This is a genomic window from Actinoplanes campanulatus (assembly GCF_014647795.1).
GTDB classification, from domain to species: domain Bacteria; phylum Actinomycetota; class Actinomycetes; order Mycobacteriales; family Micromonosporaceae; genus Actinoplanes; species Actinoplanes campanulatus.
On the sequence record NZ_BMPW01000009.1, the window covers coordinates 282,337 to 297,308 of the forward strand.

16 protein-coding genes are annotated in these 14,972 nt (G+C 71.9%); 12 read left to right on the plus strand and 4 right to left on the minus strand.

Annotated elements, in window-relative coordinates; translation table 11 throughout:
- The first annotated feature begins 81 nt into the window (after positions 1–81).
- The 4 genes from IEZ13_RS19525 to IEZ13_RS19540 all read left to right on the plus strand — a co-directional run bounded on the left by IEZ13_RS19525 (position 82) and on the right by IEZ13_RS19540 (position 2,738).
- Positions 82–408: a PadR family transcriptional regulator gene (locus IEZ13_RS19525; RefSeq protein WP_183219721.1), complete on the plus strand. Its 327-nt coding sequence runs from the start codon at positions 82–84 to the stop codon at positions 406–408.
- A 43-nt stretch (positions 409–451) separates the two neighbouring features.
- Positions 452–1,270: an ABC transporter ATP-binding protein gene (locus tag IEZ13_RS19530; RefSeq protein WP_183219723.1), complete on the plus strand. Its 819-nt coding sequence runs from the start codon at positions 452–454 to the stop codon at positions 1,268–1,270.
- A complete protein-coding gene (locus IEZ13_RS19535) occupies positions 1,267–1,956 on the plus strand; it encodes an ABC transporter permease (protein WP_183219725.1) in 690 nt (229 codons plus the stop codon). Before IEZ13_RS19530 ends, IEZ13_RS19535 begins: the two co-directional genes overlap by 4 nt.
- 119 nt (positions 1,957–2,075) lie before the next feature.
- Positions 2,076–2,738 (plus strand): PilZ domain-containing protein, encoded by a 663-nt coding sequence (locus IEZ13_RS19540; RefSeq protein ID WP_183219727.1) that lies wholly within the window; start codon positions 2,076–2,078, stop codon positions 2,736–2,738.
- Positions 2,739–2,747: 9 nt separating this feature from the next.
- On the opposite strand, the gene IEZ13_RS19545 is transcribed toward IEZ13_RS19540, so the two are convergent.
- Positions 2,748–3,140 (minus strand): sporulation protein, encoded by a 393-nt coding sequence (locus tag IEZ13_RS19545; protein ID WP_183219729.1) that lies wholly within the window; start codon positions 3,138–3,140, stop codon positions 2,748–2,750.
- A gap of 69 nt (positions 3,141–3,209) precedes the next feature.
- Positions 3,210–4,271: a LacI family DNA-binding transcriptional regulator gene (locus IEZ13_RS19550; protein WP_229794791.1), complete on the minus strand. Its 1,062-nt coding sequence runs from the start codon at positions 4,269–4,271 to the stop codon at positions 3,210–3,212.
- Between the two features lie 99 nt (positions 4,272–4,370).
- On the opposite strand from IEZ13_RS19550, the gene IEZ13_RS19555 reads away from it, so the two are divergent.
- The 4 genes from IEZ13_RS19555 to IEZ13_RS19570 all read left to right on the plus strand — a co-directional run bounded on the left by IEZ13_RS19555 (position 4,371) and on the right by IEZ13_RS19570 (position 9,590).
- Positions 4,371–5,240 carry a carbohydrate ABC transporter permease gene (locus tag IEZ13_RS19555; protein ID WP_229794792.1) on the plus strand — a complete coding sequence of 290 codons (870 nt, stop codon included), beginning with the start codon at positions 4,371–4,373 and terminating at the stop codon, positions 5,238–5,240.
- On the plus strand, positions 5,237–6,154 hold the full coding sequence (locus IEZ13_RS19560; RefSeq protein ID WP_183219731.1) for a carbohydrate ABC transporter permease: 918 nt from the start codon (positions 5,237–5,239) through the stop codon (positions 6,152–6,154). The genes IEZ13_RS19555 and IEZ13_RS19560 overlap by 4 nt, the downstream gene beginning before the upstream one ends.
- A gap of 107 nt (positions 6,155–6,261) precedes the next feature.
- A complete protein-coding gene (locus IEZ13_RS19565; protein WP_183219733.1) occupies positions 6,262–7,602 on the plus strand; it encodes an ABC transporter substrate-binding protein in 1,341 nt (446 codons plus the stop codon).
- On the plus strand, positions 7,599–9,590 hold the full coding sequence (locus tag IEZ13_RS19570) for a beta-galactosidase (RefSeq protein WP_183219735.1): 1,992 nt from the start codon (positions 7,599–7,601) through the stop codon (positions 9,588–9,590). The genes IEZ13_RS19565 and IEZ13_RS19570 overlap by 4 nt, the downstream gene beginning before the upstream one ends.
- A 57-nt stretch (positions 9,591–9,647) precedes the next feature.
- On the opposite strand, the gene IEZ13_RS19575 is transcribed toward IEZ13_RS19570, so the two are convergent.
- Positions 9,648–10,565: an AbfB domain-containing protein gene (locus IEZ13_RS19575; RefSeq protein ID WP_203833646.1), complete on the minus strand. Its 918-nt coding sequence runs from the start codon at positions 10,563–10,565 to the stop codon at positions 9,648–9,650.
- A gap of 187 nt (positions 10,566–10,752) precedes the next feature.
- On the opposite strand from IEZ13_RS19575, the gene IEZ13_RS19580 reads away from it, so the two are divergent.
- Together IEZ13_RS19580 and IEZ13_RS19585 are read left to right on the plus strand one after the other, a co-directional pair.
- Complete coding sequence (locus IEZ13_RS19580) at positions 10,753–11,751, plus strand: hypothetical protein (RefSeq protein ID WP_183219737.1); 999 nt, start codon at positions 10,753–10,755, stop codon at positions 11,749–11,751.
- A gap of 20 nt (positions 11,752–11,771) precedes the next feature.
- A complete protein-coding gene (locus IEZ13_RS19585) occupies positions 11,772–12,386 on the plus strand; it encodes a class I SAM-dependent methyltransferase (RefSeq protein ID WP_183219739.1) in 615 nt (204 codons plus the stop codon).
- Here the strand turns inward: IEZ13_RS19585 and IEZ13_RS19590 are convergent.
- On the minus strand, positions 12,369–13,562 hold the full coding sequence (locus IEZ13_RS19590) for a YncE family protein (RefSeq protein ID WP_183219741.1): 1,194 nt from the start codon (positions 13,560–13,562) through the stop codon (positions 12,369–12,371). The genes IEZ13_RS19585 and IEZ13_RS19590 overlap by 18 nt on opposite strands.
- 56 nt (positions 13,563–13,618) lie before the next feature.
- Here IEZ13_RS19590 and IEZ13_RS19595 point away from each other — a divergent pair, with 56 nt between their 5' ends.
- On the plus strand, positions 13,619–14,197 hold the full coding sequence (locus IEZ13_RS19595; RefSeq protein ID WP_372441831.1) for an RNA polymerase sigma factor: 579 nt from the start codon (positions 13,619–13,621) through the stop codon (positions 14,195–14,197).
- On the plus strand, positions 14,190–14,924 hold the full coding sequence (locus IEZ13_RS19600) for a hypothetical protein (RefSeq protein ID WP_229794793.1): 735 nt from the start codon (positions 14,190–14,192) through the stop codon (positions 14,922–14,924). The genes IEZ13_RS19595 and IEZ13_RS19600 overlap by 8 nt, the downstream gene beginning before the upstream one ends.
- Positions 14,925–14,972: the final 48 nt, after the last annotated feature.

The following is a 14,972-nucleotide window of genomic DNA, read 5'->3' on the forward strand; positions in this document are numbered from 1 at the left end:
GGCCGATCTGTGCAGTCGAACGCCGAATTATTTTTCCGGCCCGGGTAGATAGGCGGTCTGCTAAGCAGCTAGCCTGCCTACATGACCCCCCGGCCGTGGCTGCACGGTTTCCTCGATCTCTGCCTGCTCGCCATGCTGCGCGACCAGCCCGATTACGGGTATGGGCTGGCTCAGCGGCTGGCCGCGGCCGGCGTCGCCGACATCCCCGGCGGCACCCTCTACCCGGCCCTGCTGCGCCTGGAACAGCAGGGGCTGGCCTCGCCGAGCTGGGCGCCGTCCGGCTCCGGGCCGCGTCGGAAGTACTACGCGATCACCCCGGCCGGGCTCGACACGCTCAACGCCCAGGCCGAGGAGTGGCGCGGCTTCCGCGACGGCGTCGACGCCCTGATCGGGGAGCGTGTCCGATGAGCGAGCCTGCGAGCGGATCATCGGGCTCAGCGGAGGTGGCGGCATGAGCGATTGGCCGTTACGTTTCGAGGCCGAGCTGGTCCGGCTCGGCGTGCGGCCGGAGCGGGCCCGGCAGCTGGGCGCGGAGACCGCCGCCCAGGCCGGGGAGCACGCCGCCGACCCGGATCGGTTCTTCGGCCCGGCACACCTGTACGCCCGTCATCTCGTCACCGAGCTCCAGGCACCGACCGCGGCGGTCCCCTCGCTGCCCGGGCCGGTGATGCTGCGGCTGACCGGGGTGAGCAAGCGGTACCGCAGGCGCGAGGTCTTCTCCGGCGTCGACCTCACCGTCCGCGGCGGCGAGGTGGCCGCGATCGTCGGCGCCAACGGCTGCGGCAAGTCCACCCTGCTGCGCATCTGCGCCGGGCTGACCCACCCCACCGGCGGCGACGTCCGGCGGACCCGCCGGGTGGGTTTCGTCCCGCAGGACGGCGGCACCGCGGGCTGGCTCACGGCCGAGGAGCATTTCACCCTCTTCGGGGCCGCCGCCGGCATGGCGCCACGCAAGGCCCGATCCACCGGTACGCACCTCGCGTCCCGCCTGGCCTGGCGTCCCGGCCGCCACCAGCCGGTGCAGGATCTGTCCGGCGGCACCCGGCAGAAGCTGAACCTGGTCCTGGGCGAGCTGCACGGCCCGGACCTGCTGCTGCTCGACGAGCCGTACCAGGGGTTCGACCAGGGGTCGTACCTGGATTTCTGGCGTCAGGTGCGGGAGTGGCGCGACGCCGGCCGGGCCGTGGTCGTGGTCACCCACCTGCTGCACGAGCTGGAGGACGTCGATCACGTGCTGGATCTGGGCGCACACGGCGGAGGAGACCGATGACCGCGCTGACGGTGGCCGGGCTGTCGGCCCGCGAGGTGGGCCGGCGGCGCACCGCGCTGCTGCTGGTGATCTCCCTGCCGCTCTGGTTCTACCTGGTCCGGCGGGACCTGACCGGCCAGTCCACCCGCATGCTCACCCTCGGTATCGCCTGGGCCGTCTCCACCCTCACCCTCTTCGTGGTGAACTCGGCCCGCGGCGTCGACCCCCGGCTGCGCCTCTCCGGCGCCTCGGTGGCCGGCATCATCGGCGGCCGCCTGATCGCGATGAGCGGCTTCGGCCTGCTGCTGGCCGGCGGATACCTGGTCCTGGTCGGCATCGACCAGGACATCGACCGGTTCTGGGCGATCGCCCTGATGATGGGGACCACCGCCCTGCTCGCGGCGCCGTTCGGCAGCCTGGTCGGCGCGCTGCTGCCCCGCGAGCTGGAGGGCGCCCTGGCCCTGCTCTCGGTCTGTGCCGTGCAGATGCTCGCCGACCCGGCCGGCACGATCGCGAAGTTCATGCCCTTCTGGTCGGCCCGGGAGCTCGGCACCTACGCGGTCGACGGCGGCGGCGCCGACCTGCTGTGGCGTGGTCTCGCTCACGCCGCGATGGTCTGGCTGCTCTGCACCGGCCTCACCCTGGCGGTGTTCGCGCGCCGTCTCCGGCTGGCCCGCTACCCCGAACCGGCGCCGGAGCGAACATGATCGGACCAGAATGGTCACATTCGGGCGTGGTCTGCCGATGGAGGGGGCGTCCGAACTGCCGACAACGGCGTCTTTCGTGAGGTAGCAGGTAGCAGATGAGTAACGGTGTAACTGGATCCATGTCCGTCCCCGCGGCGGAGGGCGCGCCGCCGATCGAGTTGCCGGAGATCGGCACCACGGTCTTCCTTGCCATGGGTGAGGGCCTGAATCTCCGCTCGAAGCTGCAGGCGGTCGAGGGCGGCGCGCTCATCGTCACCGCACCGCTGGAGACCACCGGCCTGACCGTGTTCGAGCCGGGCCGCGAGTTCGAGATCTTCTGGGCCCCGCCCCGAACCCGGGTCCTGCTGCCCTGCCGCCTGACCGCGGTCTCCGACTCGCCACCGCGCTGGACGCTCGTGCCGGCCGGCGGCGCCCGCCACGACAACCGGCGCGAGTTCATCCGGGGCGGGGCGGGCGCGGCGGTCCGGCTGGACGCCGAGGTCAACGGCCAGCCGGCCGAGGGCGCACTGCTCGACATCAGCGAGGGCGGCCTGCGCTGCTGGATCGACCAGCCGACCACCCTGTCCCAGGGCGACCGGGTGTCGGCCACCGTGTTGCTGAACACCGCCGAGGTCCGGGTGAGCGGTGTCGTCCACGCGGTCCGCCCGGCCCCGCACGGCGATCCGGGCCAGCACCTGGTCCTCCGGTTCGACGCCAAGGAGGACGTGGCCCGGATGATCCGGCGGTACGTCTTCGCCTGGGAGATCGATGAGTACCGTTGGGTGGAGAGTTCCGAGTCCTGAGAGCCGCCGTCAGCGGCGGCGGTGGTGGCGCAGGACCGACCGGGCGACCAGCAGGGCCACGACAGCGATCAGCTGGCCGCCGATGACGATCTTGTTGACGTCGACGGCGGGCCGCCAATGGGCGTCGCCGTCGCGGATGACGTAGACGCCGGCCGGGCGGGCGGTGAAGCCGAACCCGCCGCCGGAGCCCTCCCCCTGCGGGGTGTCGCCGGCCCCGGGGTCGTCGCCCGGGGCCGTCCCGCCGCCCTCGCCTCCACCGCCGCCCCCGCTGACGACGGCGACCGGGACGATGGTGACGCCGTCACGCTCGATCGGCGGGCCGAAGACCCGGCCGGCCGTGGCCGTCTCGGCGCCGGAGCGGGCCCGCTCCAGGATCTCGGCGGCACTGGGTCTCGATGGCATGCGCTTCTCCTCCGCGTCGAAGTTCTCCCCTGAAGGATCCACTCGGCCGCCGGTGCGCGCAGTCCCTGATCAGACTTCGGGGGCGGCGGTGCTGGCCCGGATCACCAGGCGGGTGGCGACCAGGTCGGTGCCCGGCCCGGTCGGCTCGTCGTGGATCTGGCGCAGCAGGGCGTCCACGCAGCGCCGCCCCACCTCGGCGAAGTCCTGGTGCACGGTGGTCAGCGGGGGCAGGTAGGAACCGGCGTCGGCGACGTCGTCGAACCCGACCACGCTGACCTCCGCCGGCACCCGGCGGCCGCGCTCGTGCAGGGCCCGGAGCACGCCGAGCGCCATCTGGTCGTTGGCCGCGAAGATCGCGGTGCAGGACGGGTCGCCGGCCAGCCGCAGCCCGGCCCGGTAACCGGAGTCGGCGGACCAGTCGCCGCGCTCGAGCGCGGGCACCGGACGGCCGGCCTCCTCGAGGACCTGGCGCCAGGCCGAGGCGCGGCGCTCGGCGGAGAACGACCCGGCCGGCCCGGCGAGGTGCCAGACGGTGCGGTGTCCCAGGTCGAGCAGATGCCGGACGGCCTGCCGGGCGCCGTCCGCCTGGTCGGTGTCGACGACCGGGTAGCGGTCGCCGGCGTCCGAGTCGACGACCACCACGTGCGCGCCCGGCGGAAGGGTCACCGCGGCCGCGTCGAGAAGGTGCACCTCGATGATGAGAATGACGCCGTCGACCGCGAGCTCGCCCATTCTTGTGAACGCTCCCAGCACGTTGTCCTGGGTGGGCGCACCGACCGGGATGAGCGTTATCGCGTACCCCTCGGCGGCCGCGTGGGTGGCGATCGCCTCCACCGTCCGGCTGTTGCCGATGGAGGACAGCCCGAACAGGATCACCCCGATCGTGTTGAACCGTCCGTAGCGCAGGGAGCGGGCCGCGCTGTTGGGCCGGTAACCGAGCTCGCTCATCGCCGCGAGCACCTGCTCACGGGTGGTCTCCACGACACCGGGGGAGCCGTTGGCGACGCGCGAGACGGTCTGTGAGGAGACCCCGGCGAGGCGGGCCACGTCGGCCATGGACACGCGCTGTTTGCGCCGGCCGCCGGGGACGTCCGAGGAGGCGCGCAGCCGGGGTGGTTCGATCTTGATCACTCCTTGACCGTGATTTGTGGCCCGTGCCACTATACGGCAGTCATGTTTACGTAAACATGACGCTGATGTTTACGTAAACATTCTCGGGAGGGGGCAGGTTTGACCCGGCGTACATGGATCGGGTGGCAGTTCACCGCTCCGTTCCTCGGGCTCTTCACGATGGTCTTCCTGGCGCCGATCGCGTACTCGGCGTACCTCAGCGTGTTCCGGACCCGCCTGGTCGGCGGCACCACCTTCGTCGGCCTGGAGAACTACACCAAGGCGCTCAGCGACCCGCAGTTCTGGGAGGCGGTCACCCGGGTCGCGCTCTTCCTGCTGATCCAGGTGCCGATCATGCTCGGGCTGGCCCTGCTGGTGGCGCTCGCCATCGACAGCGGGCGGCTCTACGGCGCCGGGTTCTTCCGGGTCGCGATCTTCCTGCCGTACGCGGTGCCGTCGGTCGTCGCCACCCTGATGGCCGGCTTCCTCTACGGCATCCGGTTCGGCCTGGTCGGCAGCATCAACGAGGCGCTCGGCCTGAACCTGCCCGACCCGCTGGCGCCGGGCTGGGTCCTCGCCACCATCGGCAACATCGTGACCTGGGAATACGTCGGCTACAACATGCTCATCCTCTACTCCGGCCTGAAGGTGATCGACGCCTCGCTCTACGAGGCGGCCGCGATCGACGGGGCCGGCGAGCTCCGGATCATCCGGGCGATCAAGCTGCCGGCGCTGCGCGGGCCGCTGGTCGTCGCCACGATCTTCTCGATCGTCGGCAGCTTCCAGCTCTTCAACGAGCCGCAGGTGCTCGACAGCCTGGCGCCGAACTCGATCACCACCTACTTCACCCCGAACATCTACGCCTACCAGTTGTCGTTCGCCGGGCAGCAGATCAACTACTCGGCCACCATCGCGCTGCTGATGGGTGTGGCGACGATGGTCGTGGCCTACCTCTTCCAGCTTCGCGCCATGCGGGGGGAGGCCCGATGACCGCCACGCCCACCGTCCGGGCGGCGGCGCGCCGTTCGGGCCGCCCCCCGCTGAAACCCACGGCCCGGCAGCCGCGCCGGCGCAGCGCCGTTCTCACCGTGGTCACCGGCGTGATGCTGGTGTACGCGATCCTGCCGCTGGCCTGGCTGTTCATCAGCGCCACGAAGACCCAGGAGGACCTGCTCGGCACGTTCGGGCTCTGGTTCGGCGGGGAGTTCGCCCTCTTCGACAACATCGCGGACACGTTCACCTATCAGGACGGCATCTTCGGCCGCTGGGTGCTCAACACGGTGATCTACGTGGTGGTCGGCGCCGGGGGAGCGACCCTGCTGGCCGCGCTCGCCGGGTACGGCCTGGCCAAGTTCGACTTCCGCGGCCGCCGCGCGGTGTTCGCCGTGGTGCTCGGCGGCATCGCGGTCCCGCCGACCGCGCTGGCCGTGCCGACGTTCCTGCTGTTCGCGAAGATGGGACTCACCGACACCCCGTGGGCGGTGATCATCCCGTCGCTGGTGTCGCCGTTCGGCCTCTACCTGATGTGGACCTACTCCACGGAGGCGGTGCCGAACGAGATCCTGGAGTCGGCCCGGTGCGACGGGGCCGGCGAGTTCCGGATCTTCTTCAAGCTCGCGCTGCCGCTGCTGGCGCCCGGTCTCGTCACCGTGCTGCTGTTCAACCTGGTGGCGGCCTGGAACAACTTCTTCATGCCGCTGATCATGCTGAAGAACGCCGACCTCTACCCGCTCACGCTGGGTCTCTACTCCTGGAACAGGCAGGCCAACACGGTCGGCGGCGACGTCGTCTTCGACCTCGTGATCACCGGCTCCCTGCTCACCATCATCCCCCTCACCGTGGCCTTCCTGATGCTCCAGCGCTACTGGCAGTCGGGTCTGGCCGCGGGGAGCGTCAAGCAGTGAGGTTTGTTCGCGACCTACCTGTACCGACCCATCCGCGTGAGGTGCGACGGACGTCTCGACCGTCGCGAACAAACCTCATTTGATCCCCCATCACCGAAGGGATTCATATGTCGATCACCCGACGGCGGGCGCTCCTCGGCGCCGCCCTGTCGATAACCCTCATGGCCACCGGCTGCTCCGGTTCGGACGACGGCGACGACGGCGCCGCGACCCCGACCACGGTCACCGAGGCGGACATCGCGGCCGCCCTGGAGGCGGGCGGCAACCTGACCGTCTGGGCGTGGGACACCACGATCACCAAGGTCGCCGCCGACTTCCAGACCAAATACCCCAAGGTCAAGATCAACCTCACCAACGCCGGTACGGGCAACGACCAGTACACCGCCCTCCAGAACGCGATCACGGCCGGCACCGGGATACCCGACGTGGCGCAGATCGAGTACTACGCGCTGCCGCAGTTCGCGCTGGCCAAGTCGGTGGCGGACCTGAACACGTACGGGGCCGCGTCGCTGGACGGCACGTTCACCCCGGGCACCTGGAACGCGGTGCACGCCGGCGACAAGATCTACGGCTTCCCGATCGACTCCGGCCCGATGGCGCTCTTCTACAACAAGGAGGTCTTCGACAAGCACGGCATCGCCGTCCCGACGACCTGGGAGGAGTACGCGGCCGCCGCCGACAAGCTGCACAAGGCCGACCCGAAGGCGTACATCACCAGCGACAGCGGCGATGCCGGGTTCACCACCAGCCTGATCTGGCAGGCGGGCGGCAAGCCGTACACGGTCAGCGGCACCGAGGTCGGCGTCGACTTCGCCGACCCGGGCAGCACGAAGTTCGCCACCCAGTGGCAGAAGCTGATCGACGCCAAGCTGCTTTCGCCGGTCGTCGGCTGGACCGACGAGTGGTACAAGGGCCTCGGCGACGGCACCATCGCCACCCTGGTCACCGGCGCCTGGATGCCGAGCAACCTGGAGAAGGGCGCGGCGGCCGCCAACGGCAAGTGGCGGGTCGCCCCGATGCCGCAGTGGGAGGCCGGCGGCAAGGCCACCGCGGAGAACGGCGGCAGCTCCCTGGCCATCCCGGAGAAGAGCGCCAACAAGACCCTCGCGTACGCGTTCCTGAAGTACGCGGCCGTCGACGAGGGCGCGCAGACCCGCATCGACGACGGCGCCTTCCCGGCGACCACCAAGCACCTCGCCGCGCCGGAGTTCAAGAACAAGGAGTTCCCGTACTTCGGTGGGCAGAAGGTCAACGAGGTGCTCGCCGAGTCCGCCGGGCAGGTCGTCACCGGATGGTCCTACCTGCCCTTCCAGGTCTACGCCAACAGCATCTACGGCGACACGGTGGGCAAGGCCTACCTCGGGCAGGGAACGCTCACGGACGGGCTGAAGTCCTGGCAGGACGCTTCGGTCAAGTACGGCCAGGAACAGGGTTTCACGGTTAAATGACACTGAGTAACGAGACGACCCGGCGCTGGCTTCGCCGCGCCGGGTCGGCGCGTCTGGAATTCGGCGCCGACTACAACCCCGACCAATGGCCCCGCGAGGTCTGGGACGACGACGTCCGCGCGATGCGCGAGGCCGGCGTCACCATCGTCAGCCTCGCCATCTTCTCCTGGGCGCGGCTGGAGCCCCGCGACGGCGAGTACGACTTCGGGTGGCTGGACGAGGTGATGGACCTGCTGCACGCCGGGGGCATCACCGTCGACCTGGCCACCGCCACCGCCTCGCCGCCGCCCTGGCTGACCCGTGAGCACCCGGAGATCCTGCCGGTCACCCGGACCGGGGAGATCCTCTGGCCGGGGGCCCGCCAGCACTGGCGGCCCACCTCGCCGGTCTTCCGGGAGCACGCCCTGCGCCTGGCCGGCGCGCTGGCCACCCGGTACGCCGACCACCCGGCGCTGGTCGCCTGGCACGTCAACAACGAGCTGGGCTGCCACAACGTGTACGACTACTCGGACGACGCGGCGCGCGCCTTCCGGGTCTGGCTGCGCGAGCGCTACGGCACCGTCGAAGCGCTCAACCACGCCTGGGGCACCGCCTTCTGGTCCCAGCGGTACGACGACTTCGAGGAGATCCTGCCGCCCCGCCTGGCCGCCTCGCACCCGAACCCGACCCAGCAGCTCGACTTCAAGCGGTTCTCCTCGGACGCCCTCAAGGACCACCTGCGGGCCGAGCGCGACCTGCTCCGGCGGATCACCCCGGAGGTGCCGGTCACCACGAACTTCATGGTGATGGGCGAGATGAAGCCGATGAACTACGCCGACTGGGCGGCCGAGGTCGACTTCGTCTCCAACGACCACTACGTGCTGCCCGGCCCCCAGGCCCGCGACGAGCTGTCCTTCTCGGCCAACCTGACCGGCAACATCGCCGGCGGCGAGCCGTGGTTCCTGATGGAGCACTCCACCAGCGCGGTCAACTGGCAGCCGGTCAACGTGGCGAAGAAGCCGGGCGAACTGGCCCGCGACTCGCTGACCCACGTGGCACACGGCGCCGACGCGGTCTGCTTCTTCCAGTGGCGGCAGTCGCGGGCCGGCGCGGAGAAGTACCACTCGGCGATGCTGCCGCACGCCGGGACCGACAGCGACCTCTTCCGGGGTGTGGCCCGGCTGGGGGAGCGGCTGCGCGAGCTGGCGCCCATCGCCGGCTCGCGCCGCCGCCGCGCCGCGGTCGGCATCGTCTTCGACTGGGAGTCGTGGTGGACGGCCGAGCAGGACTCGCACCCGACCGACCGGCTGCGGTACAAGCAGGAGGCGCTGGACTGGTACACCGCCCTGCTGGACGCCGGGATCCGCGCCGACGTGGTGCCGGCCGGTGGGCCACTGGAGGAGTACCGGCTGCTCATCGCCCCGGTCCTGCACGTGGTCCCGGCCGCCCTCGCGGCCCGGCTGGACGCCTGGGTCGCCTCGGGCGGGCACCTGGTCACCACGTACTTCTCCGGGATCGTGGACGAGAACGACCACGTCTGGCTGGGCGGCTACCCGGGCGCGCTGCGTGACCTGCTCGGCATCCGGATCGAGGAGTTCGGGCCGCTGCTCGACGGCGAGAGCGTGACGCTGGACGACGGCGCCACCGGCACACTGTGGACCGACCGGATCGACGTGACCGGCCCGGACGTCGAGGTGCTGGCCCGCTACCGGACCGGCGAGCAGGCGGACCGGGCGGCGGTCACCCGGCGGCGGGTGGGTGCCGGCTCCGCGGCGTACGTCTCCACGCGCCTCGGCCCGGACGGGCTCGCCGGGCTGTTGCCGCGACTGCTCGGCCCCGCCGGGGTGACCGGCGAGCTGCCGGCCGAGCTGGGCGGGCGGGTGGAGCTGGCGATCCGCGGCGATCACTGGTTCCTGATCAACCGCACCGACCAGCCGGTGGACCTGCGCGCCCTCCCCGGCGCCCCCGAGGTGCTGGAGGCGCGGGGAGTCGCGGTCTTCACGAACTGAGACGAGCGAGGGAAGAGCCTGACCGCTCCCCGGCCGGATGGGCCGGCCGGGGAGCGGTCAGAGCGCGGCCCGCGGCACGAACGCGGTGGCCCGCTCCGCGGAGGTCTCCACGATCCGCAACCACTGGTCGTCGGAGACGACATAGTGCCTCGGATAATTGTGGGAACGCAACACGAGCGCGGCACCTGAACGAATCGTCAGTGGACAGAAAGTAGCGTCCTGACGGAAAAGCTCACTGCCGTCGATCCGGTCCAGCCGGATTTCGTAGTTCCGGTGCCGCAAATAATATCCGGGAAAGTTTACAGATTCGAACGAGACGCAGCCGCTGTTCGCGAGTCCGCTACGGATCCGGAAGTTGGCGTCGTCCCGTTCGCGGTGGCCGATCCGGTCCAGGCGGCCCCGGTAATCGCGGTGCCGGACCCGCAGTGCGGTCTCGTCGGCCGCCGCCAGGCCGGCTGTCGAGCCCACGGAGAGTGACACCGGCGCGGGTTTCGTGGTGGTGGCCGTGCGGGTCGGCTTCTTTGTCGCGGTACGTGTCGACACCGCCGTGGTGGCCGGCGCCGTGGTGTGCCGGCCGGTCGGTGTCGCGGAGAGTGAACTCGCTGGTGGGGATGGCTGGACGCTGACCGGCACATCGGACGTGCCGGGATCGGGCGGCCACGCGGGCCAGGTCTGCGGCGCCGCGGCCGGGAAGGTGAACTCGGCGGCCACCGGTTCGGGACCGCGGGCGGCGTCCAGGGCGACGGCGACCGCGGCGGTGGCCGCGCAGGCGAGACAGAGGGCGGCGACCAGAACGAGGCGTGGGCGCGTCGTCACGGTGCCGCGGAGTCGGGGGAAATGGTCACGGGGGCGGGTCCCGCCGGGTAGTGCGGGTTGGACGGTCGGCCGGATCGGCCCGGTGGGTGCCCCGCCGGGTGAATAGGGCGGAATCCAGCCGCCGACCCGCAGTCCGTCGCGGGTGTCGTCTTCCGGCATCAATTCGCTTCCTGGAGAACGCTCACATTAGCACTTAATGATCCGTTAAGGATCTACACGGTCTATGTGTCGTGGGGCAAGAGGTAGCGCCCCATCAATTCTTTGGGAGCGATCCCAGTTGATCCGTTCGGCCCGCGCGCCCGTATCCCCGGCTGGATCCATCCGTGCGCTTCGAGGAGAGAGCAGCGTGGACAGTCCCGTCGTGCCCACGACCGGTGACCCGGCCGAGCCGGTTGAGTTACCCGACATATCGGAATTTTGGCCGGATGCCCCGCATCGGACCGGGCCACCCGCCGACCACTACGAACCGGACGGTGCCGAAGCCGTCCGGACCGACCCGGCCTGGAACTCGCTGGCCACCCACCGGCCCACCCTGGAGCTGACCGGCATCGGCCCGCCGCCGCCCCGGCCGCTCTGGCGCCCGGTGCTGCCGCTGCTGGCCGGGATGCTGGTCATCGCCGGCACCTTCTGGGTGATCTTCGGGCCGGACCGGGCGGCGGAGCGCTCCACGGCGCCGGTCCTCGTCAACCCGCCGGCCGCCGCCCCGGCCAGCCCGCCGGTGTCCATCGGGACGTCCCCGCCGGCGGAGCAGGGCACCGCGCCGCCCGTGCCCGCCCCGGCCGCCGCCACCTTCGAGCTGGCCGAGGGGACCACCGAACTCGACGTGCGGATCGGTGACCCGGGTGAGGGCTGGTTCGCGGTGTCGACCCCGCGGGACAGCGGGATCGAGGTGCGGACCGCGGTCGAGGGCACGTCCGTACGGGTCTTCGTCGACGAGACCGGCCGCGACGGCTCCGCCCGGGTCGACGTGGTGCTCAGCCCCGAGGTGGTCTGGTCGGTGCTGATGCGCGGCGGCGTACGGGTCGGCGACTTCGACCTCACCGACGGCCGGGTGGGCCGGGTGGACCTGCTCGGCGGCGCCCGGCGGATCGAACTCGCGCTGCCCCGCCAGGACACGGTCGTCGGAATCTCGATGGGCGGCGGCGTCCGGGACTGGAAGATCACCACCGACGGGAGGACCCGGGTCCGGGCGGTGCTCCAGCGCGGCGCCGGTGAGGTGGATCTCTACGGCGACCGGGACCGCGGCGTCGACAAGCGCACCGTGTTCACCGTCGGTGACGGTGACGGCGGCATCGACCTGGTCGCGGCCGGGGGCGTCGGCACCCTGACCGTCGAGGCCGGGTGAGCCCGGGGCAGAATTTCGCTGTGACACGAGCAGAGGGCGACGCGGCGCCACCCGAGACCACCGTCTCCCTGGACTACTTCACCGGGCTCTACCTGGCGAAGGACGACCCGTGGGACATCGCCAGCAAGTGGCACGACCGGCGCAAGTTCGCGGTGACCATGGCGAGCCTGCCCCGCGAGCGGTACGAACGCTGCTACGAGCCGGGCGCCTCGGTCGGCACCCTCACCCGGATGCTGGCCGGCCGCTGCGGCGAGGTGCTGGCCGTGGACAGCGTCCCCGAGGCCGTCGACCTGCTCCGGCAGAACACCGCCGACCTGCCGAACGTCCGGGCCGAACGCGCCGAGCTCCCGGCCGAGCCGCCGGACGGCACGTTCGACCTGGTCGTCATCGGTGACCTGCTCTACTACCTGTCCGCGGCCGACCTGACCGCCCTGCTCGACGGCCTGGTCCAGCGGCTGGAGCCGGGCGGCGACCTGGTGTCGGTGCACTTCCGGGACCGGGAGACCGGCGGCAACTACGACGGCTTCAACGCGCACGCCGCGCTGTTCGCCACCGCCGGCCTGACCCCGGTCGTGCACCACGAGGACGAGTGGTTCCTGCTCGACGTGCTGCGCCGGTCAGACGACGTGGCGTAACGCGGCCAGTCCCGGGACCGGCGCCCAGCCGATGACGGCACCGGTGCGGGAGAGCCAGGTGAGGCGGTCCGGGCCGCCCGCGTAGAGGCGGCTGCCGTCCCGGCTCGGCACGAGCCCGCGCACCGGGCCGGGGACCGTCCACGATCCGGTCGCGCCGCCCGAGGCCCGGTCCAGCACGGTCACCGTCCGGCCCGCACCCAGCAGCACCCGATCGTCCGTGGTCACGGCCAGGGCGGCGGTCGCCCCGGTGGTGGCCGGCACGTCCACCACCCGCTCGATCGACAGCGAATCCGGGTCGGCCCAGGCCAGCTTCCCCGAGTTCACGTCGGCCACGAACAGATGCCGGTCGTCGGCGGCCAGCGCGTGCCCGGCCACCGGCCCCTCGCCGAACGGGTGCGGCAGGTCCAGGCAGTACGCCCACCCCTCGGCCAGGTGCAGCACGTGCACGAAGGCGTGCGCGCCGCCCGGTCGCCCGGACAGCAGATCCCGGGTGTGCCGGTGGCCGGGCTGGTGGGTGTAGAGGGTGAACAGCATCTTCCGGTCGGCGGACAGCACCGCCTGCCGCCCGTCGCCGCGCATCTCCTCCTCGGCGCCGGCCGGCACCGGCGTCTTGTCGCGGGTGAACAGCGGCCGGATCTCCCCTCCCGCGAGATCGAGCAGCCGTACCCGGTAGTGGTCCGGCGCGGTGGCGGGCAACCAGTCCAGCACGAACAGCCCGGTCCCGTCGGCGGTGAACGCGTCCGGCTCGATCACCCCGGGCAGGTCGTACTCCTTCTCGCCGTCGGGGCCGACGACCAGCAGCGGGGTCCGGGCGCGCGCGGCGGGACGATCGGAGGCCCCCGACCGGCTCAGCGCGCACGCCCGGCCGTCGGTGGCGACGACCCGGGGCAGCCACCCGTCCGTCAGCGGGGTGCGCCGGAGGGTCAGCCCGGTGTCCGGCCGGATCTGCTCCAGGCCGCCGTCGTGGGACCGGAAGACATGGGCGCCGTCGAACCCGGCGACGGCCGCGCCGAGCACCTGCTCCCCGAACGGGCCGAGCCGCAGCAGGCCGCGCTCCGACTCGGCGAGCAGCCGGTCCGGGGCGGCGGTGGCGGCGACGGCGGGAGCGGATTCCCGGCAGCCGGACAGCACGAGGGCCGAGCCGGCGAGCATCAACACGTTGCGGCGGGTGGTCATGTCATCGAGACACCGGCCGCCGGGAACCGGTTCCCGATGGGCGGTGTCTCTAGGGTGTGCTGTTGTCGGAGGGGGCGGCCATCGATATCGACGAGGCGACCGTGGTGGCCCGGGCCCGCGGGGGCGATCTGGACGCGTACGAGACGCTTGTCGCGCGCTGCACCGCGCCGGCGCACCGGGCCGCGGTCCTGCTCGGGGCCGGCGCCGACGCGGACGACGTGGTGCAGGAGGCGTTCGTGAAGGCGTACCGGCAGTTGGGCCGGTTCCGGGGCGAGGCCGGGTTCAAGGCGTGGCTGCTGGCCATCGTGGCCAACGAGACCCGCAACCTGATCCGGTCGCGCCGCCGCCGGGAGGGGCTGTGGCTGCGGGCCGCCGTCCGGGAGGATCCGCTGCCCCTGGAGCCGGACCCGGCCGAGTCGGCGATGGCCGGTGAGCGCCGCCGTGTCCTTCACGAACAGTTGCGGGCGCTGGACCGGCGTGACCGTGAGGTGCTGGTCTGTCGCTACCTGCTCGACCTGTCCGAAGCGGAGACCGCGGTGACCCTGGGACTGCCGAAGGGGACGGTCAAGTCGCGGACCTCCCGGGCCCTGGCGCGACTGCGCGTCCGGCTGCCGATGGAGGTGCCCGGTGCCTGACCAGGACGATCTCATCGCGGAACTTCGGGAATTGGGCGGTCGTCTGCGCGTACCCCCGGCGGCCGACCAGAGGGCCGCGGTGCGGGCGCGCCTCGCCCGGCCCGCGCCGCGACGGCCTCGCGCGCGCCTGATCCTCGCCGGCCTGGTGGCCACCGTCGCCGCATCGGTCACCCTGGTCGCCCCGGCCCGCGCCGCGGTGGTCGAGGTGGTCGGCGACCTTCTTCGCGTGGCCGGCATCGAGGTACGGGGTGAGCCGTCCCGCACGAGCCTGCCCGTCACCCCGAGCCCGCTGCCGTCAGTGGACGGGCCCTCGCTGGAAGCCGCCCGCCGGGTCGCCGCCTTCCCGGTCGGCGTGCCCGGGGCACTCGGGCAGCCGGAGCAGGTGGTGACGGCCGACCCGGACCCGCGGGGGCATCCACGGGTGATCACCATGGTCTTCCGGGGCGGAACGGTGCGATTCGACCAGTTCGACGGGCGGTTGGACACCGCGTTCGTCAAGACGTCGCCGGACGCCCGGTTGGTGGACCTGGGTGGCGCGATCCTGACGGCGGCCTGGCTGCCCGGCCCGCACCCGCTCACCTATGTGGGCCGCGACGGCCTGGAACGCAGCGAGACCGCCCGGCTGTCCGGGCCCGCGCTGATCTGGACGACCGGCGCCGTCACCTACCGGTTGGAGGGGATTCCGGCCATCGAGGAGGCGGTGGCGACGGCCCGGTCGGTGCGCTGAACTCCGATCGGGCGAGTAGGGCGTCGCGTATCGGAACCTGTCGTGGTC